Raw genomic sequence first — 26,126 nt, 5'->3', positions numbered from 1 at the left:
GTTATAGACTCATGTCTTATGTTTAATAAAAAATATAAAATCAAAATTAAGGGGGACTAGCAAAATGAAAAAAATAATGGGTGGATTAATGTGTTTATTATCAGTGGTTGTTATGAATACAGGAGCAGCTTCTCTTTTATTAGTAGGAACTGAAAAAATGCCTGAATCGATGAAAAACAAGAGGTAATATGTTAACTATAGCAGATAACATGGACATTAGTTATAGACTCATGTCTTATGTTTAATAAAAAATATAAAATCAAAATTAAGGGGGACTAGCAAAATGAAAAAAATAATAGGTGGGTTAATGTGTTTATTATCAATAGTTGTTATGAATACAGGAGCAGCTTCTCTTTTATTAGTAGGGACTGAGAAAATGCCTGAATCAATGAAAAACAAGAGGTAATATGTTAAATATAGCAGACATAACAAATTCTATAATACAGTCTATATTAATAAGTTATTTTCCGTACTACTGTTTGAAAAAAGAAGGACTAATTAGCAAAAAGGATGGAACTATTAAATTTATACTTACAGCTATAGTTATATTTGCAAATATAATTATAGTAACTAAATTAATAGGAGGAACATCTTTATCTATAATTATAATGAATATACTTAACATGGTTATAATAGCATGTTCTTATTTTAACCATTATAGTAAAGCAATAACTTCATATTTTATAATATACATTATAATGCAAATGTCTGTGATAATAGCTGGGAATATACATTGGTCATATACACAAGATCTATTAAATAATCCTGAATTATCTACAATATTGACTATGTATTTACCAATGTATACAATAGAAATACTTATATTGGTATTTAAAAATAAAATATATTCAATATATAATATTTTTAGTAGATATAAATATTGCTTTGAAGTTGGAGTATTTTTCGTACTTTCTTTTGACTATATACTTTCTTTATCATTAATCATACATGGAAATGATAGTGTTGTTTTTAAAAATTTAATAATAATTAGTTGTATTGTATTTTTAATATCACTATTTATGTATGTTTTAAGTATAAATAAAAAAATTAATGAAATAGAAAAGTTAAATACAGCATTAAGTAATAAAAATAATGAACTTAAAAAAATAAAGCATGACTATGGTTCACAAATCTCTTACATAAATGGACTATATATAATGGAACAATATGAAAGATTAGGTGATCTTCTAAAACATATAATAAATGGAAATAATCAAGTATCAGGTAATATAAAAATTATATCAAATGAAAACTCTATAATTACATGTATAGTTAATTCTTTCGATTTTAAAGATATAAACATAATAGTAGAAGAGGAAAGCGACATCCAAAACTTAAATATATCAGAGTATGATCTGCAAAAAATACTATCAAATATAATAAGTAATTCTATAACAGCATTAGGCAATAATGGTTTAATCATTATAAAAACATATAAAATATTTAATAATATATACATAAGTATTAAAAATAATGGACCTAAAATAGAAGATAAAATAATTGATAAAATTTTTGATGAAGGTTTTACAACGAAAACAGATATGAATAAAAAAGAAAATGGATTTGGATTAGCAATAGTAAAAGAATTAGTGGAAAAGAACAAAGGAAAGATTTATGTAGATAGCAATGTTGATTATACAGAATTTAAAATATTATTTTCAGTATAAAATATAGTTGTCATAAATTTTATAGACAGTATTTTATCACCAGGGGTACTATAGCAAAACATAAAGGGAATATTTTAAATATATAAATAAATATTTAAGATAGTATAAAAGCTATGAACTGTATAGATTAAACTATACATTTCATAGCTTTTTTAATAATGTTTATTTTAAAGTATATTTCTATAGAGATTATAAGTATTTATACTTTGTAGATTATGTATATAAAGAATTTTATCAATATTATTTTCACTTAAGTACTTATCTATATCTACCTTATAATATCTAGGGTCAATAACATGTATCTTAGCATAATCATAAGCTAAAAAGGGGATAAAGTTATGAGCATAAGAATCTTTAAATATTAAAATTTCACCATATCCACTACCATCTATAAGACATATACCAGGATCTCCATGAAGAAAGTATTGATATTTATTTTTTCCACTTAGCTTATCCTTATCATACAAAGTATTGTATTTTTTATTAAAATCAATAGCTATATTAAAATTGTTATATTTATCATAAGAGTATATATCATCACCTTTTATCATAGGTAGCATTGCCTTTGAATAATAGGTACCATAAAAATTATTAGATACTTTATTATAATCTTTTAAAATATTATCTATATTAAGTGTATTATTCATATCATCATAAGCTATTTTTGCCCCAAGCTGAGTCCAATGGTGGTCTGTATTAAAGTATATTGGTAATTGTTTATATTTATTTAAAACATTATAAGGAGTATAAAAATTAATAAAACTATTACCATTAGATAGCTCTATGTCTTTAGAAATAGATTTTATATTATTATTTATATAATTTAGAGCATCATATTGATTATCAGTTATAGCCCAAGAAGGAAGCTCATCTTTATAAAAGGCTATAGAATTAGGTACTATCATTAAGGTAGAAGATATATTATATTTATCGTAAACATATTTTGACATATTTATGACCTGGGAAATATTTTTATCTATTATATCCTGATTAAATACAAACTTTTCCATAAGTCTATGTTTTTTTCCTAGATATATTTCTCTAAATTCTCTTTGCCCTACTAAATAACTAAAAGAATTTTTTATTTCTAAAAAATTAGCTCTAAGCGGAAATTGATCAGAAGTATAGTTATCAAAATCCTTAAAGAATCTTTTACTATAAATATCTTCTAGAGAAATTTGTGGAAACTGAGTAAGTATTTTATTTTCTATTTCACTAATTTTTTTATCTTCAGTAAACAATGTACTTAAAGGTACTATAAATATAAAAGCAAAGAAAAAAATTAAAGTCATAAGTTTTAAAATATTATATTTCTTTTTCAAAGCTTACCTCCTAAAATCTAAAATATAGAAATGGATTAAAAGAGGAGTCTACTAAAAATGAAGTCGCCACTATAAATCCAACAATTAAAGTTATAAATCTTAAAATTTCATATTTATCTAGAATTATTTTTATAATAGGAGTAGATGCTATTATAGAAAAAACTATTAAAATTATATTAGGTATAAAATAATAATAAAAAGCACTATCTACAAAGGTATTATTAAAGTTAAACATAGAGCTTAAATAGATTAAAATACTATCAATATCTGTTATCTCAAATATAACAAATCCTATAATAACTAAAAACATAACATATATATGACTTAAAAACTTAGGTAGTTTTTTTAGAATTTCTAATAAGAATAATTTTTCAATTATTAGAATAATACCAAAGTAAAGTCCCCACAATATAAAGTTAAAGCTAGCTCCATGCCAAAGACCAGTTAAAAACCAAACTATAAAAATATTAAAAATCCATCTACTCTTACTACATCTATTACCACCAAGAGGAATATATAAATAATCTCTAAACCATATACCAAGGCTTATATGCCATCTTCTCCAAAACTCAGTTATAGATTTTGAAATATAAGGAAAATTAAAATTCTCTAGAAGGTCAAAACCAAATATTTTACCAAGACCTATTGCCATATCAGAATAACCTGAAAAATCAAAGTATATCTGAAGAGTAAAGCAGATTATTCCAAGCCAAGCTGTTAAATTAGATAAATCATTAAAAGGTGTAGATTTAATGCTAAACCATATAGCCCCTAGATTATTTGCAATTATTACCTTCTTTAATATACCTATTATAAACCTATAAACGCCCTCATAAATTTTATCAAAACTAATACATCTATTAATAAGTTGATGTGATATATCGTGATATCTAACTATAGGTCCTGCAACTAGCTGTGGAAATAGTGTTATAAAAGTACCTAAGTTTATTATATTTTTTTGAACAGGAGAATCATTTCTATAAATATCTATACTATAAGACATAGTTTGAAATGTATAAAAACTAATACCAATAGGAAGACTAAGATTTAATAAAGGTATATTTAAATTGATTAAACTATTTAGTAGAGATATAAAAAAATCACTATACTTAAAAAAAACAAGTAAGCTTAAATTAATAATAATAGAAGATATTAAAGCTAACTTAGATTTAAAAGTTCCTCTGTATTTATCAATTATTAGAGCATGTACATAGTCAACTATACAAGAAAACAACATTATAAAAATATATACAGGTTCTCCCCATGCATAAAATATCAAACTAAAAACCAAAAGTACTAAATTTTTTATTTTATTAGGAGATATAAAATAAAAAAATAAAACTAATGGTAAAAAATAAAATAAAAATGTTATACTGCTAAAAACCAAATTAATAAACCTCCTAAAGTTTATATAAAAAGAGCTGTCACAATTTATTTTGAGACAGCTTTTATATTTTTATTTTTCTATTACTTTTAATATTTTAGATTCTACATCTGTTGCATTATTAGTAGCTATAAAGTAAACATAATTCCTTTTATTTTTTAATATTGAATTAGCTGCAGCAGTTATATTATTTTCCCCACCATAACCATCTGCAAACATTTTAAATGAATCACCATTTTTATATTCATCAATAGCACTTTTAATCTTTTCAACATTGTCAGTCTTAACCACAAAAATATCTTGAAGATTGACATTCATCATAGACTGTAATACAAAGCCCTCTTGTATATTATCTTTTACAGATTCAAATATATAGAAGTCTTTTGCATCTACATCAGCTACTGGTTGAACAGGTAAAGTGGCTTCATTATTTATAGCATCTTTTATATCATTTACAGGGACATCTTTAACTTCAGCTTTAGATGAACATCCAACTAATCCTAAAGAAAAAATAAGTGTAAATAGTGCTAAAAATTTTTTCATGAAAACCTCCCAAATTTATCCATATTAAATATAGTCTACTATATGTAATAGTTAAAATCAATTAATTTAATATTAAAATTATTGGTAGATATTACCATTTAAATTTAAAATATACATAATTAAATGTAAAAGTAAGGAACATTAAATTTAATATATAAGGAGTAATTTTTAGAAAAATTGTAAATAATTCCAATAGAGAGGTGAAGCATATGAGAATACCAAAACATGTTGGGATAATACCAGATGGTAATAGAAGATGGGCACAAGATAAAGGAATGGGAAAAGATAAAGGATATGAAAATGGATTAGATCCTGGTATTGAAAGTTATAGACAGTTAAGAGATTTAGGAGTTGAAGAAGTAACCTTTTATGGATTTACTACAGATAACACAAGAAGACCTAGTTATCAGACAGAGTCATTTACTAAAGCGTGTATTGAGGCAGCTAATAGGCTTTTAGATGAAGGAGCATCTTTATTAGTAATAGGAAATTCCGACTCTAAAATGTTTCCCAAAGAACTTTTACCATATACTACAAGAACTAAAGAAAAGCCAGGTCAGATAAGAGCTAATTTATTAGTTAATTATGGTTGGTATTGGGATTTAAATACACTAGCTAATGCAAAAGGAGTAAATAAAAATAATATACATAACAATATACAATCTAATGATGTATCTAGGTTAGATTTAATTATTAGATGGGGTGGTAGAAGACGTTTAAGTGGATTTTTGCCAGTACAATCTATATATGCAGATTTTTATGTAGTAGATGATTATTGGCCTGACTTTAACAAAAATCATATAAATGAAGCATTAGCTTGGTATGATCAACAAGATATAACCCTTGGAGGATAAAATCATCAATTAAATAAGGACATTAAGTTGCAATTTAACCTTCTTAAATGTTAAAATACATTAGAGAAATTCAAAATGATTTCAGGAAGGGATAGCAATGTCAAAAAGAAGGAATATAAGAAAGCAAAGTGTGAGAAAAACTAAAACAAGAAGAATCAACAAGAAAAAGCTAATCTTTGTAATTTGTATATTCATAGCACTAATATTTGGGATAAGTAAAGTTGCTGCATCTACTTCTAAACTTATAGGGAATATAAAAGAGGCTAAATCACAAGAAATACAAAAACAAAAGGAAATAGAGGAAAATAAGCAATTTGATTTAGAGTCAGAATCTAGTACACCTCTAGAAGCAAAACATACTGTGGTAATAGACCCAGGTCACGGTGGAGATGACACAGGAAATGTTGGAATTAAGTCGCCAGGAGACAATGAAGCAGTATATGAAAAAGATCTAGCTCTAGACATATCAAAGAAGGTAGCTGCTGTTTTATCAAATCAAAATGATATACAAGTAATACTAACAAGAACTGATGATAAAACTTTAAATACTTCAGATAGAGCAATACTTGCAAATTCTCAAAATGCAGATGCATTTATATCTATACAAATGAATGCAGAAACAGGTGGTAATACTGCAAATGGGATAGAAACTTATTATAGACAAGATGCAGACCCTAGCGATAAATCTAAGCAATTAGCAGAAACTATACAAAACACTATGAAAGCATATGTAACTATGAAAGATAGAGGCGTAAAGCAACAGCATATACAAGTATTACAACAAACATATATGCCATCAGTAGTAGTGGAATGTGGATTTATAAGTAATAAAGAAGAGAGAGATAAACTTTTAGATAATACTTATCAAAATAGATTATCAGAGGGAATTGCTCAAGGAATACTATCATTTTTAGATAAAAATAGTAAAAAGTAGTTAACTATTAGTTAGCTACTTTTTTATTATAAGGTACTATAATTAAGTTTCATAGCTATTTAGATAGGTATATGTCGATTTAGGTTGATTTGAGTTTAAAATTAATTTACAATATTATAGTAATGAATTAAAAAAATAGGGGAAAGTAGATGAAAATAAGAGGGAATTATAAAAGGTATATTTGTAGTAATATTATATTGTTTATATTGATTGCTTTACTAATTGGATTTTCTTGGATATTGCACTCAGAAAAAGGTATAGAAAACAGTATTAAAAAAGAATTGGCAATAGAAAAATTAGACGAAGCCGTTAGAGATAATAATCATATATTCTCTTTAAAAATAAATGATGTAGATGGAAATTATATAAAATATAGTTACTTAGATAAAAGTAATATTATAAAAATAGGAATAATAAGAATAATTATTTTTTTAATAATAATTTACATAATTATAATCATAAATAAGAAAATAAAAACATTTTTAGGTAAAAAATCTTATAAGAAAATGCATGAGTTCGTAAGATATAATGAAATTTTAATTGAAGGTAAAAAATATTTATCAGATAATAAAAATGAAAATCTAATAGCTATAAATTTTGACATAGATAAATTTAAAATAATAAATGATGTATATGGATATAAAGCCGGCGATGAAGTATTAAACTCCATTGCTATTAACATAGATAAATACTTCAAAGATAGAGGAATCTACGGTCGAATTACAGGAGATATATTTATAATAATTACTAAGATAAAATCAAAAGAAGATATAAAGGATATATTAGAACTAATAAAAACTAAAATTATAAATGTAAATCTTAAAGATTTTAATATAAGTGTAAATGTCTCTATTGGGTTATGTGAAGTAGAACAAGGTGAAGATGATATAGAAAAAATTATAAGTAATGCAGATATGGCTAGAATTAAATCTAAGGAGATAAATAATATAAGTCATGTAATCTTTGATGAAAAGTTAAAACAAGAAAAGAAAAAGTTGATAGAGTTAGAAAGGGATTTATTTAAATCTATAGATAATAATCAACTTAGATTATATTATCAGCCAAAGTTTAATATACACACAAAAGATATAGTAGGGGCAGAAGCTCTAATAAGATGGGAACACCCAACAAGAGGTATGATAAGTCCGATGGTATTTATACCTTTAGCAGAAAAAACTAGATTTATAAATAAAATAGGTCGTTGGGTATTAGAAGAAGCTTGTAAAATTATAAAGAAACAAGAAAATGAAGGATTAGATGTAGTTCCAATAGCAATAAATTTATCTAGGGTAGAGTTATACCAAAAGGATTTAGTAGATTTTATTGAAGAAATGTTAAAAAAATATAAAATAAATCCAAATTTAATAGAGATAGAAGTAACAGAAACTACAGCTTTAAAGGATTTAAAGTTTATAAACAAGAAATTAAGTGATATAAAGTCTTTAGGTATAAAGATAGCTATGGATGACTTTGGTACTGGAAATTCAAACTTAAGTGGCCTTAAAGATATATGTATAGATGTTTTAAAATTAGATAAATCACTTTTAAATGATATAGAAAAAGATTTAAAAACTCAAGTTATGGTAAAGTCTATATTAAATTTATCAAAGGATTTAGAATTAATGACTATATGCGAAGGTGTAGAAAATACAAGTCAAGTAGAGATATTAAAAAATATAAATGCAGAGGTCGTGCAAGGCTATGTATATTCAAAGCCATTAGAAGAAGAAAATTTTAATAGGTTGATTAAAGATAAATCATTATATAAAGATAAATAGGATGGTACCATCCTATTTATTTTTGCATAATTTACATTAAAGTAAATTTTAATGGGGGAAAATATGAACAAATCTACTTTTAATATGCTTACATTTGATGGTGGTGGTCTTAGGGGATCTTTAAGTATAAGACTATTTGACAAAATACAAAAAGAGTACCCAAATATATTAAAAGAAACTAATTTATTAGGGGGAACTTCAACAGGTAGCTTAATAGCTCTAGGTCTTTCTTATGGATTAAGTTGTGAAAGTATAAAAAAACTATATTCATTAGAATATGCTAAATATATATTTAAAAATCCTCAACAAGAAATATTTAGACCAAAATATAATAATGATAATTTAAAAAAAGTACTACTTAGTATATTTCCAGAGGATTTAAGATTGAAGGACTTAAAAAAACTCGTTGTAATTCCTACTTTTTATATAGGGGATGACAATAATTCTTGGAGAGCTATATATTACAACAATCTACCAAATTCAGAAACAGAAAATGCAAGAGTTGTAGATGTTGCTATGTCAAGCTGTGCAGCTTTAATTTTTTTCCCAACCTATAAAAATCATATAGATGGCGGGATAATGGAAAATAACCCAAGTTTAGCTTGTTTGATATATGCAATGTCAAAAGAGATTGGTAAAAGTATAAACGATATGAGGATACTATCAATAGGTACAGGATATAAATTTGATAAAATAATAGAAGATACTAGTGAATGGGGAGCACTAGATTGGATATTAAGCAATGAACCTGATTTTCCAATAATATCTGTAGTACTAGAAAGTAGTTTAAGTACTAGTAACGAGTTTTGCAAAAAGCTATTAGAAGATAATTATTTTAGAGTAAACCCTAAGACAGATATAGATATAGGCATGGATAATTATAATGCTCTAGATTATTTAAATAAAGTTTCTAATGATTACGATGTAAAAGATATTATTAACTGGCTAAACACAAAATGGAAGTAAATAAATTATATGTGCTACAATAAAAAGGGGGATATTAAAATTTGGAGGGGAAGATGGAAAAACACACTAAGGGGGATAATTTTGTAGTATCTAAAAACTATGAAAATAGCTTAGATACATTAAAAAAACAAGAAAAGGGAATTTACTATACACCAAGAGAAATAGTAGATTATATACTTGAAAATACATTAAAAAAACATGATATAATAGATAACCCGTGTCCAAAGGTATTAGATATATCTTGTGGATGCGGTAATTTTTTGTTAAAAGCTTATGATGTACTATATGAATTAATAGAAAATAATATAGAAAAATTAAATGAACTATATGGAGATAAATTTATATTGGAAAATATTCATAGTCATATATTAAGTAATTGTATATATGGATACGATATAGATAAAGATGCAATAGATATACTAATAGAGTCTCTAAATAAAAAGGGCGATAGCATATTGGTTAAAAACTTAAATATATACTGTACTGATAGCTTAAAGCATAACTTTAATGAAAAATTTGATTACATAATAGGCAATCCTCCATATATAGGTCATAAAAAGTTAGATAAAGAATATAAAAAATTCCTACTTAAAGAATATAAAAATACATATAGAGATAAATCTGATTTATATTTTTGTTTTTATGAAAAGTGCATAAATTTACTAGAAAAAGGTGGAGTATGTAGCTTAATAACTCCTAGGTACTTTATAGAAAGCCCGTCAGGAAAACATTTAAGAAAATATATATCAAAAAATACATACATAAAAGAAATTATAGATTTTTTAGGAGTTTCTGTATTTAAAAATATAGGAATTTGTAGTTGTATACTAACTTTAGTTAAAGATTTAAATAAAAATAGCAAAATAGATATATTAAAACCAGTAAATGAAAATATGCAAATAGAAGATTTAAGATATCTACTAAAAAATAATAAATTCGAAAAATTTTACATAGACCAAGAAAACCTAGATGAAAATTGGATTATATTAAATGAAAATGATAAAAAACTATATAATAAAATACAAAATAATTGTAATTATACTCTAGAAGATATAGTTACAAGCTTTCAAGGGATAATCACAGGATGTGACAAAGCTTTTGTACTAGATATAAAAGATGAAAAAATAAACAAGGTAGATAAAAAATTATTAAGAAACTGGATAAAAAATAAAAATATAAATAAATACACAATTTCAAGTAGCAACTATAAACTAATATATTCAGATGATATAAAAGACGAAAATGATTATAAGTTAGAAATAGGGGAAATAATAGGAAAATATAAAGATAAACTATGCAAAAGAAGAGAATGTGTAAACAACACAAGAAAGTGGTATAAACTTCAATGGGGAAGAGATAAAAATTTATTTGAACAAATAAAAATAATGTATCCTTATAAATCTTCTCAAAATAAATTTGCAATAGATTACAATAATAGTTTTTGTAGTGCAGATGTATACTCATTTTTTATAAAAGAAGAATATAAAAAGGAGTTTTCAGAAGAGTATATAGTTGGCATATTAAACTCAAATATATATGATAGATATTATAAAATAAATGCTAAAAAGATAAGTAAAAATATTTATGATTATTATCCAAATAAAGTAATGAAAATAAAAATATTTAAAGATGATAATTATCATAAAATAGAAAATTTATCAAAATTAATAATACATAATATAAATAACAATAAGGAGATAGATAGCTTACAACTAGAAATAGATAATCTTATAAAAGACTCATTAGACATAAAATCACTAATGTAGTTTGAAATTCATATAGTGTATAAAACTTAATTTTAAGGAGGGGACTATATGATAAAAGCTAATATAGATGAGACGAGGCAAATTGTTCATATAGAAGTTAGTGGGTATATAAGTAGCCGTGAAGCTAAAGATTTTTTAAATAATTATAAACAAATGACAAGAGAATTAAGGGGAAGTAAATATAGATTAGTTGTTGAGCCATATATATTTGAATGTGAAGAAGATGATGATATAAAAAAAATATGTATGTCGTTTTTTAAGAGTGGTTATAAGAGAATATATTTAATAGATTCAAATAATTATATAATGGATAAAGTAAGTTTATCTAAAATAGAAGAGCGAATGTTTAACAAGCATGTAAAGACAATAGGTTCAATAAGTGAAGTAAGATAAAATATTTGAAAGATATATACTTTTCTATTATTTTTATGATAAAATGTAATTACTAAAAGTATATATCTTTCTTTATAAAATAGGTGATATAATGAAGGGTTTAATTTTAGAAGGTGGAGGTACCAAAGGTGCCTACCAAATAGGAGCTTACAAAGCTTTAATAGACTTAGGTATTGAATTTAATGGTGTAGCAGGTACATCAATAGGAGCTTTAAATGGAGCCTATATACTTCAAAATGACATAGAAGTAATGGAGGAAATTTGGTTGAAATACGACTATACTCATTTTATGAATATAGACGAAGAAACATATGAAAAATATAAAAATGTAGATTTTACAACCAAAAGTTTTAATACTGTAATTGAGCTTATGAATAAAGCTAGAAAAAATGAAGGTATTGATATAAGTCCACTTAAAAAACTACTCCAAGATACCTTAAACGAAGATGCAATTAGAAACTCTAAACGTGACTTTGGATTAGTTACAGTTACTTGGGATAAAAAAATAAATCCTCATCCTATGTACTTAGAACAAATACCAAAAGGTAGATTAGTAGATTACTTAATAGCAAGTGCAAGTTTACCTATATTTAAATTAGATAAAATAGATGATAAGCTTTATTTAGATGGTATGTTTTTTGATAATATGCCAATAAGCCTTTTAGTAGATAAAGGATATGAAGATTTAGTTGTAATAAGATTATTAGATGACTTTTTGGGTAAGAAAAACTTAAACAAGCATCAAGATATAAATATAAAAACCATAATACCATCAGAGTATTTAGGAGGCTCTTTAAATAAAGACAAGGATAGTGTAAAGAGAAATATAGATTTAGGATATTTAGACACTATGAAAGCCTACAATAGATATGAAGGTATTAAATACTATTTTAATGCAGATTATAAGTATGATGAAGAATATTGTTTTTATAAATTAAAACATATAGATAAAGAAACTATAGAAAACCTTTGTACAGTACTAGGTATAAAAAGAGAGGCAAGTACTAGATGCCTATTAGAAAGTGTTATACCTAGAGTTGGGGAGCTACTTAATTTAGAAAAAGAATTCTCATATCAAGATTTATTTTATGCTATATATGAAAAGAAACTTGAAGAAAATAATATAAGCAGAGTAAAATTATATGATTTTAATAAATTAGTAGAAACTGTTAATAAAAATATAACAGATAATAATAGCCATAAATTAAATGCAGAAACATTAGCTATAATTTCTTTAAAAAAAAATAAATTGGCAAAAATAATTACCAATTATTTCTTGAAAGATTTTAAAACACAAGGTTAGTTAAATTTTCTCAGGGTGGGACATAAAAAGTACCATTGGACAAAATCGTACCATTGTTGTAAAATAATAAAGTACCATTAAAGAGAATTTTTAATAAATATACTATTAATTAAAAAACTAAAAAGTCTTTATTAAAAATTTTAGTAGGTAGGCTTTTAGGGCATATAAAATAATTATATGCATAACAAATAATTATTAAGGATTATAGCAAAAATTAGCTATAAACAATATTTAAAGAAGAAATTTATTGGAGGTTTCACAATGGAAAAATTAGTAACTATAACAAATGCAAGTGGATTACACGCTAGACCAGCAGGAATGTTTGTAAAGAAAGCTGCTGAGTTCAAATCTACAGTAGAAGTTAACGCTAAAGGAAAGACAGTTAACGCTAAGTCAATAATGGGTATAATGAGTTTAGGATTAGCTCAAGGAGACGAGTTAACAATCGTTGCTAATGGTGAAGATCAAGAAGCTGCAGTAAATGCATTAGCTGAATTAATAGAAAGTGGATTTGGGGAGTAGTTAAATAAACCTCGGGAACTTGCCGAGGTTTTCTTTGGTATAGAAAATAAATAATATATAAATTTCAAAATGCATCGTTAGGAGGATTACCTATGTATAAAGGAACAGGAGCATCTCCTGGAATCGCTCTAGGAAAAGCACTAATAGTAGAACATAGTGAATTAGTTATAGAAAAAAAGTCGATAGATAATGTAGAAGAGGAAGTACTAAAGTTACAAAAGGCCGTAGAAATTTCAAAAGAGGAATTAACTAAGGTCAAGGAAAAGGCTTTTGAGGAATTAGGTGAGCATGAAGCCCAAATATTTGAATCTCATTTATTAGTTTTAGAAGATCCAGAATTAGTAGATTCTGCAGCTAATAAAATAAGAGATGAAAAAGTAAATGCTGATTTTGCATTAAATGAAATAAAAGAAATGTTTGTAGCTATGTTTGAATCTATGGACAATGAGTACATGAGAGAAAGAGCAGCAGACATAAAAGACGTTACAAATAGAGTACTTAGACATATATTAGGTGTAAAAGTAGTTGATTTAGCAGGTCTTGAAGAAGAAGTTATATTAATAGCTCACGATTTAACACCTTCAGATACTGCCACTATGAACAAAAAAATGGTATTAGGTTTTTTAACAGATATTGGAGGAAGAACTTCTCATACTGCTATAATGGCTAGAACATTAGAAATAGCAGCAGTTGTAGGACTTAATGATGCAACACAAACTATAAAAGATGGAGATTTTGTAGTATTTAATGGAGATACTGGTGAAGTTATAGTTAATCCAGATGAAGAAACTATAGAAAAATATACTAAACTTAAAAAAGAATTTGAAGATTATAAAAGAGAGTTACAACAATTAAAAGGAAAAGCATCTATAACTTTAGATGAAAGACATGTAGAGCTTGCTGGAAATATAGGAAGCCCTAAGGATGTTGAAGGTCTTATAAATAACGATGCTGAAGGTGTTGGACTATACAGAACAGAGTTCTTATATATGGACAAGGAAGATGCTTTCCCAACTGAAGAAGAGCAATACGAAGCTTATAAAGTAGTTTTAGAAGGAATGGATAATAAGCCTATAGTTATAAGAACATTAGATATAGGTGGAGATAAAGAACTTCCATACTTTAAAATGGATGAAGAAATGAATCCATTCTTAGGATATAGAGCTATAAGAATATGTTTAGATAAAACTGAAATATTTAAGACTCAATTAAGAGCATTATATAGAGCAAGTGTACACGGAAGATTAAGAATAATGTTCCCTATGATATCTTCATTAGGAGAATTATTATCAGCTAAAGAAATTATAAAAGAAGTACTAGCTGAATTAGATAAAGAAGGTATAGCTTATTCTAAAGATGTAGAAGTAGGTATGATGATAGAAATACCATCAGCTGCTGTTATATCTGATATATTAGCTAAGCATGTAGACTTCTTCTCAATAGGAACTAATGACCTTATACAATACACTTGTGCAGTAGATAGAATGAACCAAAAGATAAGTCACTTATACAACCAATTCAACCCAGCTGTACTTAGACTTATAAAAATGGTTATAGATAATGCACACAAAGAAGGAAAATGGGTTGGAATGTGCGGAGAATCTGCAGGAGATAAAAGAATGATACCAATACTTTTAGGTATGGGACTTGATGAATTCTCAATGAGTCCAATATCAATACTTCCTGCTAGAAAATTCATAACTTCAGTTAAATATGAAGATATGAAAAAATTTGCTGATGAAGTATTATCATTATCAACAGCAGAAGAAATAAAAAATCATGTAGATAAGACTTTTAATTTCTAATTTTAATATTAAAGCTAAAATTTAAAGGATATCTCAATTTAAGAGATATCCTTTTACATGTGAAAATAAAATGGATATACAAATGGTAGCTGTTCCTATAGTTTTAATTTGCTTTGCTATAATCATAGGTATTTTATGATTAGTATTATACGCACTTATATTACTTATAAAATTATTAAAAAAATATATAAAGAAAAATTCTTAAGCAACTCATATATGGGTTGTTTTTATTTACTTTAAAATTAATTACTAGAAAGAGGAATAAGTAATAAAATAATGTAAAAACTAAACTAAGAAAAAAGACAGCTTAGGAGGCAAATAATATGATGGAAATATTAATGGGTACTGGATTACTTTTAGTAGTCCTTGCACTATTTACTCTATTTAGCTACAAAGCACCATATGGTATGAAAGCCATGGGAGCATTAGCTAGTGCTGCTTGCGCAAGTTTCTTAGTTGAAGCATTCCACTTCTCATTTTTTGGAGAAGTATTAGGATTTAAGTTTTTAGAAAGTGTAGGATCTGCAAATGGTTCTATGGGAGGAGTAGCAGCTGCAATACTTGTTCCTCTAGCTTTAGGAGTATCACCAGTATATTCTGTACTTGTAGGTTTATCTGTATCAGGATTTGGTATACTTCCAGGGTTTATAGCAGGTTACTTAACATCTTTTGTGGTTAGATTCTTTGAGAAAAAAGTACCAGCAGGACTTGATTTAATAGTAATCATAGTTATAGGAGCACCACTTTGTAGAGCTATAGCTATGGGAATGGACCCTATAGTAAATAATACTTTACTTCAAATAGGTCAAGTTTTAATAAAGGCAGCAGATACATCACCAATAATAATGGGTATTATACTTGGTGGACTTATAACAGTTGTTGCAACAGCACCACTTAGTTCTATGGCACTTACATCTATAATAGGTCTTACAGGACTTCCAATGGCCATAGGTGCATTAGCAGTATTTGGTTCTTCATTTATGAATTTTATTTTCTTCTCAAAGATGAAATTTGGTTCTAAAAAAGATACAATATCAGTAGCAATAGAGCCACTTACACAGTCAGATATAATATCTGCAAATCCAATACCAGTATATACGACAAACTTTATAGGAGGGGCAATGTCTGGTGTTATAGTAGCTTTAATGCAACTAGTAAATAATACTCCAGGTACAGCAACACCAATAGCTGGGTTTGCTATAATGTTTGCTTACAATCCACCAATACAAGTTTTAATAGCAGCAGCAGGATGTATAGTAGTGAGTGTTTTAGGTGGATATATAGGATATGCTTTATTCAAAAACTACAAGATAGTAAGAGCTGACAAAATAAGAGGAGATGTCATAAATGATAATGATTAAATTAAGTTAATAATAAATTTATTAAATAAAGTATGAAACTTTTTACAATATTATCATAGTATATAATAAGAAATAATTTAAACTTTTGTGTTTATTAGTATATAAATTAGTATAAAAATATTAATTAAAAAAATCATTAATTTACATTTTATATTAGTTTTCTAATTAAATATAAGGTTAAATAAATAATTACTATAAAAATAAAGCTATTATTAATATAATACTTAAAAATAAAAAGTAGTAAAAAAATATATATAAAAAAAAGATTTGACAGAAAATTTATAATAATATATCATTAACAATAACATAACAAAGACTATGAAAGGAAGAGTAGATATAGTACGTAGTCAAAGCGAGTTGGTGGCGGTGAGAGTCCAACACGAAGGCTATATTGAAGAACATCCTGGAGTTGCTAACCGAAACAAAAGTAGGCTTAGACGGAACCAACCCGTTATCGAATTGGAATGTACTAAGATTATTCTTGCTACATTATTAAGGTGAGCTTATTATTAAGCTAATCAGGGTGGTACCGCGGAAGATATGCCTTTCGTCCCTATATTTTATATATAGTGGATGAAGGGCTTTTTTATATGCCGAATTTCATAGATTTGTATGTAGCCAAGGCCAGGCTATGGATAAAAATAACTAAACTTAAGTATAGTTAATTAAGTTTTAAAGTAAGTATGACGTCATACTCCTTAAATAAAAAAATAAAAGGAGATAATAAAAATGAGTTTAATAATACCAACACAATATAAAACAAAACTAAGTATAATACAAACGCAAGAAGCTATAAAAGATTTAAAGGACTTTTTTGAACATAGATTAGGTGAAGAGCTAAGGTTAACTAGAGTATCATCGCCATTATTTGTATTACCTGAAACTGGTACAAATGATAACTTAAATGGAATAGAAAAGGCTGTAAGCTTTGAGGTACCTGATATAGGTAAAAAGGCAGAAATAGTTCAATCATTAGCTAAATGGAAAAGAATGGCTCTTAAAAAGTATGGATTACCTACAGGAAGAGGAATCTATACAGATATGAATGCTATTAGAAAAGATGAAGAATTAGATAACATACATTCTATATATGTAGACCAATGGGATTGGGAACTTATAATAGATAAAAAACAAAGAAGTAGAGAAACATTAGAAGAAGTGGTTAAAAAGATTTACAAAGTATTTAAAGAAACTGAAGAACATGTACAAAGTATATATCCAGAAATACAAAAAATACTTCCTGAGGAGATAACATTTATAACATCTCAAGAATTATTAGATTTATATCCAGAGTTAACTCCAAAAGAAAGAGAAGATAAAATAGTAAAAGATAAAGGGGCAGTATTTTTAATGCAAATAGGAAAAGTACTTTCAAATGGTGAAAAACATGATGGAAGAAGTCCTGATTATGATGATTGGGAATTAAACGGAGATATATTATTCTATAACCCTGTATTAGGTAGAGCATTAGAATTATCGTCTATGGGAATAAGAGTAGATGAAGAAAGTTTAGATAGACAATTAAGAGAAAGTGGATGCGATGATAGAAGAAGCTTAGATTATCATCAAGCATTACTAAAAGGAGAACTACCATATACTATAGGTGGAGGAATTGGTCAATCTAGAATATGCATGTATTTCTTAAACAAAGCTCATATAGGAGAAGTACAAGTTGGAGTTTGGCCAAAAGAAATGATAGAAGAATGTTACGAAGCTGGAATAAGTTTACTATAGTACAAATTGAGTCTAATATATTTATATAAAATATCATATAAGTTATAATAATGCTAATATATAGATAATAAATATTTTTTATAACTTAGGAGTGATAATATTATGAATATTATAGATAAAATATTAAATTTTTTAAAGGTAACATTAGTAAGATTTAGAAAAGCTAAATTTGGTTTTATGTTTTTTATAAATATATTTAAATTACCAGATTTATTAAAAGAAAGTAGAGTTAGTATAATGAGTAAAGCAAAGGTAATATTTGCATTAATAGTAGGACTACTTTACTTAATATTAGGTATAGATTTTATACCAGAGATTATACTTGGGTTATTTGGTTTTATTGATGATTTATTTATTTTAATATGGAGTTTGGGAATAATAAATGAAGAAATAGAAAAATATAAAGTTATCATCAAAACAGATAAGAATTCAAATATCATAGAAGATGTCAATTTTAATATAAAAGATTAAGAAACGGCTATTATGCCGTTTCTTTTAATTTATACAAAAACTTGTGAAAATAGTATTATATATATTTTTGAATACAAGTTTCGACAAAAAAATATAAATGCAGATGATATAATAAAGTATCATAAGTCGAAAAAATATAAATTAACAAAACATATAGTTAATATATATAAATTAAAATTTTGGCAAAAGTAGGTGATAATCATGAGGAAGTGTAAATACCTAAGTTTCATTTTTATTACTATTTTGTTTATTACTATTTTGATATTGGGAATATATACAAAAGATATATATTCAGAAGGAAAAAGAAATATTTTATTTATTAGTTCAGGAAATCCTAATTTTTTAAACTTTGATGAATATATGAGTGGAATTGTAAGTGGGTTAGGCCATGATATAAATTTACAAACTGAGTATATGAATTCAGAATATAATTATAGCCCAAAGCATGAATTAGAATTTTATGAGTTACTAAGCCATAGACTAAGAAATTATAAAAATTTTGATGGTATTATTGTAGAAAATGATGATGCATTAGAATTTGCTATAAAATATAGAGAAGATTTATTTAAGGATATTCCTATTGTATTCTTTGCAATAGAAAATGAAGAACTTATAAAAAAGGCTTTGTCTTATGATATGGTTTCAGGGGTAAAGGAAGTATCATCAATAGATAAAAATATAGAGCTAATATCTAAATTTCACAAAGGTGTAAAAAATATTTACTTTATGTCTGGATATAAAAGTGAATTAACAAAAGAAGATATATCTTATTATGAAAATAAATATAAAAAAAATAATATTAATTTACATGAGGTAGTTACTCGCAATATAGATGTTAATGATTTTAAGAAAAAGTTAAAAAAACTAGAAAGTAGTGATGCAATTATAACTTTTTATCCAGGGTATTTTGAAAATATTAATTTAGGACACGAAGATACAATTGGGCTTATAAAATCATTAACTAAAGATGTTCCTATATATAGTTCATTTGAACATAGTATAGGGAAAGGTACTATAGGTGGTAAGGTTGTAAGTCCATATAATCAGGCTAAAAAAGCTGGGGAAATAGTAAATTCAATTTTATCTGGGAAAAGTGATAAAAAAATTTATATAGGTGATGACAATGCAAATAAGTATATATTTGATTATGAGGTAATGAAAGAATTTGGTATAAAAAAGCATGATTTACCAGACGGATCTGTAATAGTAAATGATCCAATAGAAATTTATAAAAAACATGAAAATTATATACTAGTAGTAATTTCTATTATTTTAGTTCTAGTAGCTATGGTAATAGCCTTAATATCTTATACTAACTATAAAATGAAATATGAAAAAGAACTTTTAAGATTAATTGATGAAGGAGAGGAATTAAGCAGATTAAAGGCACACTTTACATCTAATATTAGTCATGAACTAAGAACGCCAATTACTGTTATCTCATCAGTAATGCAGCTTTCAAAATCAAAATCTAAAAACAATGAATTCATAATAAGTAATAATAATTATGAAATTATAGAAAGTAATTGTAATAGATTGCTAAGGTTGATAAATAATTTAATTGATATTCAAAAATTTAAATGTGTAGATACAAAACCATATTTACAAAATGTAAATATAGTAGAGTTAATCGAAGATATAACTTTATCTGTAATACCATATACAAAATCTAAAAATTTAGATATTATATTTGATACTACTGACGAGGAAATTATAACAGCTGTTGATATTGATAAAATGGAAAGGGCAATACTTAATTTATTGTCAAATGCAATTAAATTTTCATACAATGGTGGAACTTTAAATGTCAATGTATCAACGTTAGAAGATAATGTTGAGATTGAAATAAAAGATAAAGGAATAGGTATGAATGAGGAAGAGTTAGAGCATATATTTGATATATTTTACCAAATAGATAATACCATGACTAGAAAGAATGAAGGAAGTGGGGTAGGATTATCTATTGTTAAGCTATTTGTAGAAGCACATGGAGGAAAAATTGATATAAAATCAAAATTAAATGAAGGCACAACCTTTAAAATAAAAATACCTATAATTAAAATAAGTGAAAATAGATGTGATAAATATATAATAGAAGATGAATTAAAAGAAAAGGTAAAATTAGAGTTATCAGATATATATATGTAGATATAAAATAAAAATTATTTAAAATTATAAAGAATAAGTGAAAAGAATAAAAAAGATAGTTTCTATTTTATGAAATTATCTTTTTTTATTATAAAAAATTTAAAAGTAAATTTAAAAAAATAATATTGAAATTAACACTATATAGAAAGAAAATTAAGAAAATTTCAATTATAAAGAAAAGCGATTTAATAAAAAAAGTATAAAAAGTTAGAAATAAAATAAAATAAAGAAAAAATCAAAAAAAACAAAAAAATATCTAGGAAAACGTTGACTAGAATAGAAAAATGTTTTATTATAAGTTTGCAAGGGGAAAAAAATGACAGGGGGAGAAAGATCGTATGAAAAAAATAGGATTAGTTCCTAAACTTATTATGGGTATCATAGCCGGTATATTAATCGGACAATTCGCACCAGAAGTTATAGTTAAAACTCTGGTAACTGCAAGTAGTTTATTCTCTGCATTCTTAAAATTCGTTATACCATTTATAATAATAGGATTTGTTACAGCAGGTATAGCAGATTTAGCAACAGGTGCAGGAAAATTATTAGGGATAACAACAGGAATAGCATATGGGTCTACAATAGTAGCCGGAACATTAGCATTTGCTGTAGCATCGTTAATATTCCCATCTTTTATAGATGCAAGTGTTGCTTCACAAATAGGTGATCCTGAAGCAGGTATGTTATCACCATTCTTTAGTATACCTTTATCACCAATGGTAGATGTAACTGCTGCAATAGTATTTGCATTTACAATGGGTCTAGGTATATCTGCTCTTAGAAACAATGGTAAGGGGCAAACTTTACATAATATATTCCAAGAGTTCCAAGAAATCGTAACGAAAGTATTATCAACAATAATAATACCTTTATTACCAATATATATAGCAGGAACATTTGCTAATATAACTTTTGCTGGACAAGTTTGGTCTATATTAGGAGTATTCTGGAGAGTTTACTTAATAGTAATACCTCTACATTTAATATACTTAACAATACAATTTACAGCAGCAGGAATAGTTACAGGGAAGAATCCTTTCAAAATGTTAAAAAACCAAATACCTGGTTACTTAACAGCAGTAGGAACTCAATCTTCAGCAGCTACTATACCAGTAAATGTAGAATGTGCTAAAAACAATGGAGTAAGCAAAGAAATAAGAGAATTCTGTGTACCTTTATGTGCAACAATTCACTTATCAGGAAGTATAATATCAGTTACATCATTTGCTGTTGCAGTACTTATGATGAACAATATGGATCATAGCTTTACTACTTTATTCCCATTCATATTAATGTTAGGAATAGCAATGGTTGCAGCACCAGGAGCACCAGGTGGAGCTATAATGAGTGCATTACCTTTCTTACCAATGATAGGTATACCATCAGATGGTGGACTTGCAAGTTTAATGATAGCTTTATACTTAACTCAAGATAGTTTCGGAACAGCTGCAAACGTATCTGGAGATAACGCTATAGCAGCAGTTGTTGATCATATAAACACTAAAATGTCTAAAAAAGCAAATAAAGTTGCTTAAGCAATTAAAAAAAATAGCTACCTCTTATGAGGTAGCCTTTTTTATTTAATAAAACATTTCACTTAAAAATCATAAAATACAAATCTAAAAAATTAATATTGTATGAAAAGTCATAAATATTTTTATATTTAAACTAATTATATTATAAAAATAAACCTTATAATTAAAAATTCTTTAATTTACATATTGAAAATATTAAGAATCATCAATTTAAATATTTATTTGTTTAAAACAAGCTAAACTTAGCTTTTGCAATGTTAAAGATAAATTTAAATTTGAAAAATATTAAAAAAACTAAATAAATTATTCATCTATATTCTTATAATGAAAAATTATGAAATGCTTAACAAAAGAGACATTTGACAGAAGAAGACTACTTTGCTAGACTAAGTCCATTATCAAGGTATAGTCATAACATATTAAATTAATAACAAATATATGAGAGCCTTATTATAGGTTATTTTTAATAACTTGTAATAGATGAAACTAGCGGATTGTGATTATGAAAGAAGGTAAATCAATTATGAAAAGCAAAAAAGTAAGTATAGTATCGTTATTAGTAGCATTAGGTATCGTATATGGAGATATAGGTACATCACCTTTATATGTTATGAATTCAATATTATCAACTAATAAAGGACAGGTTTCTACGGATTTAGTATTAGGAGGAATATCACTTGTTATTTGGACATTAACACTTCAAACAACTATAAAATATGTAATATTAACTCTTAAAGCTGATAATAACGGAGAAGGTGGAATATTTTCATTATATACTTTAGTAAGAAAAAGAGCTAAATGGGCAATTGTACCAGCGGTTATAGGCGGAGCATCACTTTTAGCAGATGGGATGATAACACCTCCAGTAACTGTTACATCATCTGTTGAAGGGTTACAAATGATATTTCCACTAAGTCTTAATATGATATTAATTATAGTAGTATCAATATTAATATTATTATTTTCTTTTCAAAACTGTGGAACTATGAAGATAGGAAAGCTTTTTGGTCCTATTATGTTTTTATGGTTTTCTATGTTAGCTATACTTGGTATATCTCAAATAATTAATAATCCACAAATAATAAAAGTTATAAATCCTTATTATGGAATAAAATTATTAATTGAAAATCCAAAAAGTACTTATATTTTAGGAGCAGTATTTCTTTGTACAACAGGTGCAGAAGCATTATATTCTGATCTTGGACACTGTGGAAGAAAAAATATATACTACACATGGTTTTTTGTAAAGATATGTTTAATACTTAATTACTTAGGACAAGGAGCATGGCTTATATTAAGAGAAGGAAATGTAGTAATAAATAATCCATTTTTCTTAATAATGCCAAAGTGGTTTATTGTACCAGGTGTCATAATAGCGACAATAGCAGCAATTATCGCAAGTCAGGCACTTATTTCTGGGGCATTTTCATTAATATCAGAAGCAATTAAATTAAATCTTTTTCCTAGATTATTAATTAAATATCCAAATGAGCAAAAAGGTCAAATATATATACCAGTAATTAATTTTACATTAGGAATAGGCTGTATATTGTTAGTTTTATACTTTAAAAAATCTGAGAATATGGAAGCTGCATATGGACTTGCTATTACAGTTACTATGCTTATGACAACCTTATTATTATCTCAGTATGAAAAATATAATAATAGAAAAACTACAAGATCTGTATTAGTTTTAATTGTTTTTGGAATAATCGAATTAAGTTTTTTATATGCAAATTTATCTAAGTTTTTTAGAGGAGGATATATAACAGTATTAATAGGATTTATTATAATGTTTGTTATGTATTCATGGATATATGGATTAAAGATAAAGGAAAGATACAACCATTTTACTAAGCTATCTAAATATACAGATAAATTTAAATCTATAATAGAAGACAAAACATTGCCCCTATATTCAACACATCTAGTGTATCTAACTCAAACTAGTACAAGGGGATATATAGAAGACAATATATTATATTCTATATTTAATAAATCACCAAAACGTGCTAAATACTATTGGTTTGTTAACGTAAGAGTAACTGACGAGCCATATACTATGAGTTATAAGGTTCATACTATAATACCTAATCAAATATTTAAGATAGAATTTGAACTAGGATTTAAAGTAAATCAAACAGTAAATATATTTTTAAGAGAAGTAATAGAAGAATTAATATCTACAGAAGAATTAAAAATTACACTAAAGGAATATATGATAGATAACAATTTAGAGAAAAATGTTGGAGATTTTAAATTTGTATTGTTAGAAGAAAATTTATCTAATGAAAGTAACCTTTCAAAATGGGATAGTTTTATAATAGGTTTTAAGATACTTATAAAAAAAATAACAGTATCTCCAGCTAAGAGGTTTGGTATAGATACTAGTATTGTTGAAGTTGAGAAAGTTCCTATTATAATAGGAAAAAGGAAAAAGGTAAAATTAACTAGAATAAAATAAAATAAAAGTTATCTCTTACTTTGAGATAACTTTTGTTTTTTTATTAAAATATATTATTTAAAGAATTTATTAAAAGTCTATTATCTTCAGGTTTTAAAATACAAACTCTAAAGAAATACTCGTTAAGTCCATCAAAAGAAGCACAATCTCTTATAATTATTTTATGTGGAATAAGCTTATCTCTTAATTCACTTGCAGTTAATTTTTTTGATTTTATTTCACATAATATAAAATTACCTTGGCTATCATAAACATTTAAATCATCTATATTTCTTAAATTATCAAATAAATAATCTCTTTCTTTAGTCATAACATTAATAGTATTTTCTATGAAGTGTGTATCTTTAAACATAACCTCACCCATTAATGTAGCAAATATATTTATATTCCATAAATCAAGATGAGATGATATACTATCTTTTACACTAGTATTAGATATAAGCCCATATCCTAGTCTAATACCAGGGGTTGAGAAGAACTTAGAAGTACCTCTTATAACAAATATATTATTATAATCATCAACTAAAGATGTTGAAGAAAAAGCTTTAGTATCTGTAAATTCTATGTAAGTTTCATCAATCATAAAGAAAGTATTAGTACTTTCAAGTAAAGTTTTTATCTCAGCTTTTGAGAAAGTAAAACCAGTTGGATTATTAGGGTTACAGATAATAATCAAATTATATTTATTACTATTTATGTGATTTATTAATTTATCAATATCAATCTTAAAGTCATTTTCATATTTTGAGTAATATTTGTCTATATTACAGTTTATCTTTTTTAATTCTTTTTCATACTCAGAATAAGCAGGTGATAAAAGTAAAGCTTTAGTAGGATTTATAGTTTTTATAAATGAAGAAATAAGCTCTGTTGCACCACTTCCTAATACTATGTTTTCTTTATTACAATGACAATAAGAAGAAATAGAATTTTTTAAATTTGTGTAATCAGGGTCTGGATATATAGAAACCTGATCTATATTTTTAATCACAACGTCTTTAGCAGCATTAGATGCACCTAAAGGATTTATATTAGAACTAAAATCTAGAAATTCTTCTTTTGAAAATCCATATTTTTTCGATAAGTCATATAAATTAGCACCATGGTTTAAACTCAAGTAAAACACCTCCGTAGTTAATAGTTACAATTTAATTATAATATAAAAATCGATTATTA

Annotated in this window: 22 protein-coding genes and 1 other annotated feature; of the genes, 18 read left to right on the top strand and 4 right to left on the bottom strand. The window is 25.8% G+C overall.

The features are described 5' to 3' along the window. Positions 1-64 precede the first annotated feature (64 nt). The 3 genes from ABCP60_RS06600 (at position 65) to ABCP60_RS06590 (ending at position 1,667) form a co-directional block, all read left to right on the top strand. Entirely contained in the window at positions 65-187 is a 123-nt protein-coding gene (locus tag ABCP60_RS06600; RefSeq protein WP_195581402.1) for a cyclic lactone autoinducer peptide, read from the top strand. 96 nt (positions 188-283) lie between these two features. Beyond that, positions 284-406 (top strand): cyclic lactone autoinducer peptide, encoded by a 123-nt coding sequence (locus tag ABCP60_RS06595; protein ID WP_195928487.1) that lies wholly within the window; start codon positions 284-286, stop codon positions 404-406. A 1-nt stretch (position 407) separates the two neighbouring features. Next, a complete protein-coding gene (locus tag ABCP60_RS06590) occupies positions 408-1,667 on the top strand; it encodes an ATP-binding protein (protein ID WP_343101495.1) in 1,260 nt (419 codons plus the stop codon). A gap of 167 nt (positions 1,668-1,834) precedes the next feature. Here the strand turns inward: ABCP60_RS06590 and ABCP60_RS06585 are convergent, their stop codons facing one another. The 3 genes from ABCP60_RS06585 to ABCP60_RS06575 form a co-directional block, all read right to left on the bottom strand. Beyond that, complete coding sequence (locus tag ABCP60_RS06585; protein WP_343101494.1) at positions 1,835-2,989, bottom strand: DHHW family protein; 1,155 nt, start codon at positions 2,987-2,989, stop codon at positions 1,835-1,837. Between the two features lie 10 nt (positions 2,990-2,999). Beyond that, a complete protein-coding gene (locus ABCP60_RS06580; RefSeq protein WP_343101493.1) occupies positions 3,000-4,376 on the bottom strand; it encodes an MBOAT family O-acyltransferase in 1,377 nt (458 codons plus the stop codon). A 69-nt stretch (positions 4,377-4,445) separates the two neighbouring features. Then, on the bottom strand, positions 4,446-4,916 hold the full coding sequence (locus ABCP60_RS06575) for a DUF4358 domain-containing protein (protein ID WP_343101492.1): 471 nt from the start codon (positions 4,914-4,916) through the stop codon (positions 4,446-4,448). Positions 4,917-5,125: 209 nt separating this feature from the next. On the opposite strand from ABCP60_RS06575, the gene ABCP60_RS06570 reads away from it, so the two are divergent. The 15 genes from ABCP60_RS06570 to ABCP60_RS06500 all read left to right on the top strand — a co-directional run bounded on the left by ABCP60_RS06570 (position 5,126) and on the right by ABCP60_RS06500 (position 24,950). After that, positions 5,126-5,770, top strand: coding sequence for an undecaprenyl diphosphate synthase family protein (locus tag ABCP60_RS06570; RefSeq protein ID WP_092924005.1), 645 nt, complete (start codon positions 5,126-5,128; stop codon positions 5,768-5,770). A gap of 97 nt (positions 5,771-5,867) precedes the next feature. Then, positions 5,868-6,704 carry an N-acetylmuramoyl-L-alanine amidase gene (locus ABCP60_RS06565; RefSeq protein ID WP_343101491.1) on the top strand — a complete coding sequence of 279 codons (837 nt, stop codon included), beginning with the start codon at positions 5,868-5,870 and terminating at the stop codon, positions 6,702-6,704. A 149-nt stretch (positions 6,705-6,853) separates the two neighbouring features. Next, complete coding sequence (locus ABCP60_RS06560) at positions 6,854-8,482, top strand: bifunctional diguanylate cyclase/phosphodiesterase (protein WP_092924011.1); 1,629 nt, start codon at positions 6,854-6,856, stop codon at positions 8,480-8,482. 63 nt (positions 8,483-8,545) lie between these two features. Next, positions 8,546-9,448: a patatin-like phospholipase family protein gene (locus ABCP60_RS06555; RefSeq protein ID WP_343101490.1), complete on the top strand. Its 903-nt coding sequence runs from the start codon at positions 8,546-8,548 to the stop codon at positions 9,446-9,448. A gap of 41 nt (positions 9,449-9,489) precedes the next feature. Next, complete coding sequence (locus tag ABCP60_RS06550; RefSeq protein ID WP_343101489.1) at positions 9,490-11,214, top strand: Eco57I restriction-modification methylase domain-containing protein; 1,725 nt, start codon at positions 9,490-9,492, stop codon at positions 11,212-11,214. 48 nt (positions 11,215-11,262) lie between these two features. Further along, complete coding sequence (locus tag ABCP60_RS06545; protein ID WP_343101488.1) at positions 11,263-11,607, top strand: hypothetical protein; 345 nt, start codon at positions 11,263-11,265, stop codon at positions 11,605-11,607. A gap of 91 nt (positions 11,608-11,698) precedes the next feature. Beyond that, a complete protein-coding gene (locus ABCP60_RS06540; protein WP_343101487.1) occupies positions 11,699-12,910 on the top strand; it encodes a patatin-like phospholipase family protein in 1,212 nt (403 codons plus the stop codon). A 261-nt stretch (positions 12,911-13,171) separates the two neighbouring features. Then, positions 13,172-13,432, top strand: coding sequence for an HPr family phosphocarrier protein (locus ABCP60_RS06535; RefSeq protein ID WP_092924026.1), 261 nt, complete (start codon positions 13,172-13,174; stop codon positions 13,430-13,432). Positions 13,433-13,524: 92 nt separating this feature from the next. Beyond that, positions 13,525-15,237 (top strand): phosphoenolpyruvate--protein phosphotransferase, encoded by a 1,713-nt coding sequence (ptsP, locus tag ABCP60_RS06530; RefSeq protein ID WP_343101486.1) that lies wholly within the window; start codon positions 13,525-13,527, stop codon positions 15,235-15,237. Between the two features lie 323 nt (positions 15,238-15,560). Beyond that, positions 15,561-16,598 (top strand): PTS sugar transporter subunit IIC, encoded by a 1,038-nt coding sequence (locus ABCP60_RS06525; protein WP_330617293.1) that lies wholly within the window; start codon positions 15,561-15,563, stop codon positions 16,596-16,598. Positions 16,599-16,907: 309 nt separating this feature from the next. Then, positions 16,908-17,156 (top strand) — a binding site (T-box leader). Between the two features lie 171 nt (positions 17,157-17,327). Beyond that, a complete protein-coding gene (asnA, locus tag ABCP60_RS06520) occupies positions 17,328-18,332 on the top strand; it encodes an aspartate--ammonia ligase (RefSeq protein WP_166505926.1) in 1,005 nt (334 codons plus the stop codon). 102 nt (positions 18,333-18,434) lie between these two features. Continuing rightward, positions 18,435-18,803: a DUF1232 domain-containing protein gene (locus tag ABCP60_RS06515; protein WP_166505925.1), complete on the top strand. Its 369-nt coding sequence runs from the start codon at positions 18,435-18,437 to the stop codon at positions 18,801-18,803. Between the two features lie 201 nt (positions 18,804-19,004). Continuing rightward, complete coding sequence (locus ABCP60_RS06510) at positions 19,005-20,951, top strand: ABC transporter substrate binding protein (protein WP_207743613.1); 1,947 nt, start codon at positions 19,005-19,007, stop codon at positions 20,949-20,951. A 338-nt stretch (positions 20,952-21,289) separates the two neighbouring features. Continuing rightward, positions 21,290-22,486, top strand: coding sequence for a dicarboxylate/amino acid:cation symporter (locus ABCP60_RS06505; RefSeq protein ID WP_092924044.1), 1,197 nt, complete (start codon positions 21,290-21,292; stop codon positions 22,484-22,486). Between the two features lie 523 nt (positions 22,487-23,009). Next, on the top strand, positions 23,010-24,950 hold the full coding sequence (locus tag ABCP60_RS06500; RefSeq protein ID WP_343101485.1) for a KUP/HAK/KT family potassium transporter: 1,941 nt from the start codon (positions 23,010-23,012) through the stop codon (positions 24,948-24,950). Between the two features lie 43 nt (positions 24,951-24,993). Here the strand turns inward: ABCP60_RS06500 and ABCP60_RS06495 are convergent, their stop codons facing one another. Next, the gene (locus tag ABCP60_RS06495) at positions 24,994-26,067 is read right to left on the bottom strand and encodes a histidinol-phosphate transaminase (protein WP_195928493.1); all 1,074 of its coding nucleotides are present in this window, start codon (positions 26,065-26,067) and stop codon (positions 24,994-24,996) included. Positions 26,068-26,126 lie beyond the last annotated feature (59 nt).

It is taken from the genome of Romboutsia sp. MSSM.1001216sp_RTP31141st1_G3_RTP31141_220114, assembly GCF_039031195.1.
Lineage (GTDB): Bacteria > Bacillota > Clostridia > Peptostreptococcales > Peptostreptococcaceae > Romboutsia_C > Romboutsia_C hominis.
The sequence above is the reverse complement of the archived record's forward strand: the minus strand, read 5'-3'. Positions and strand labels throughout refer to the sequence as shown.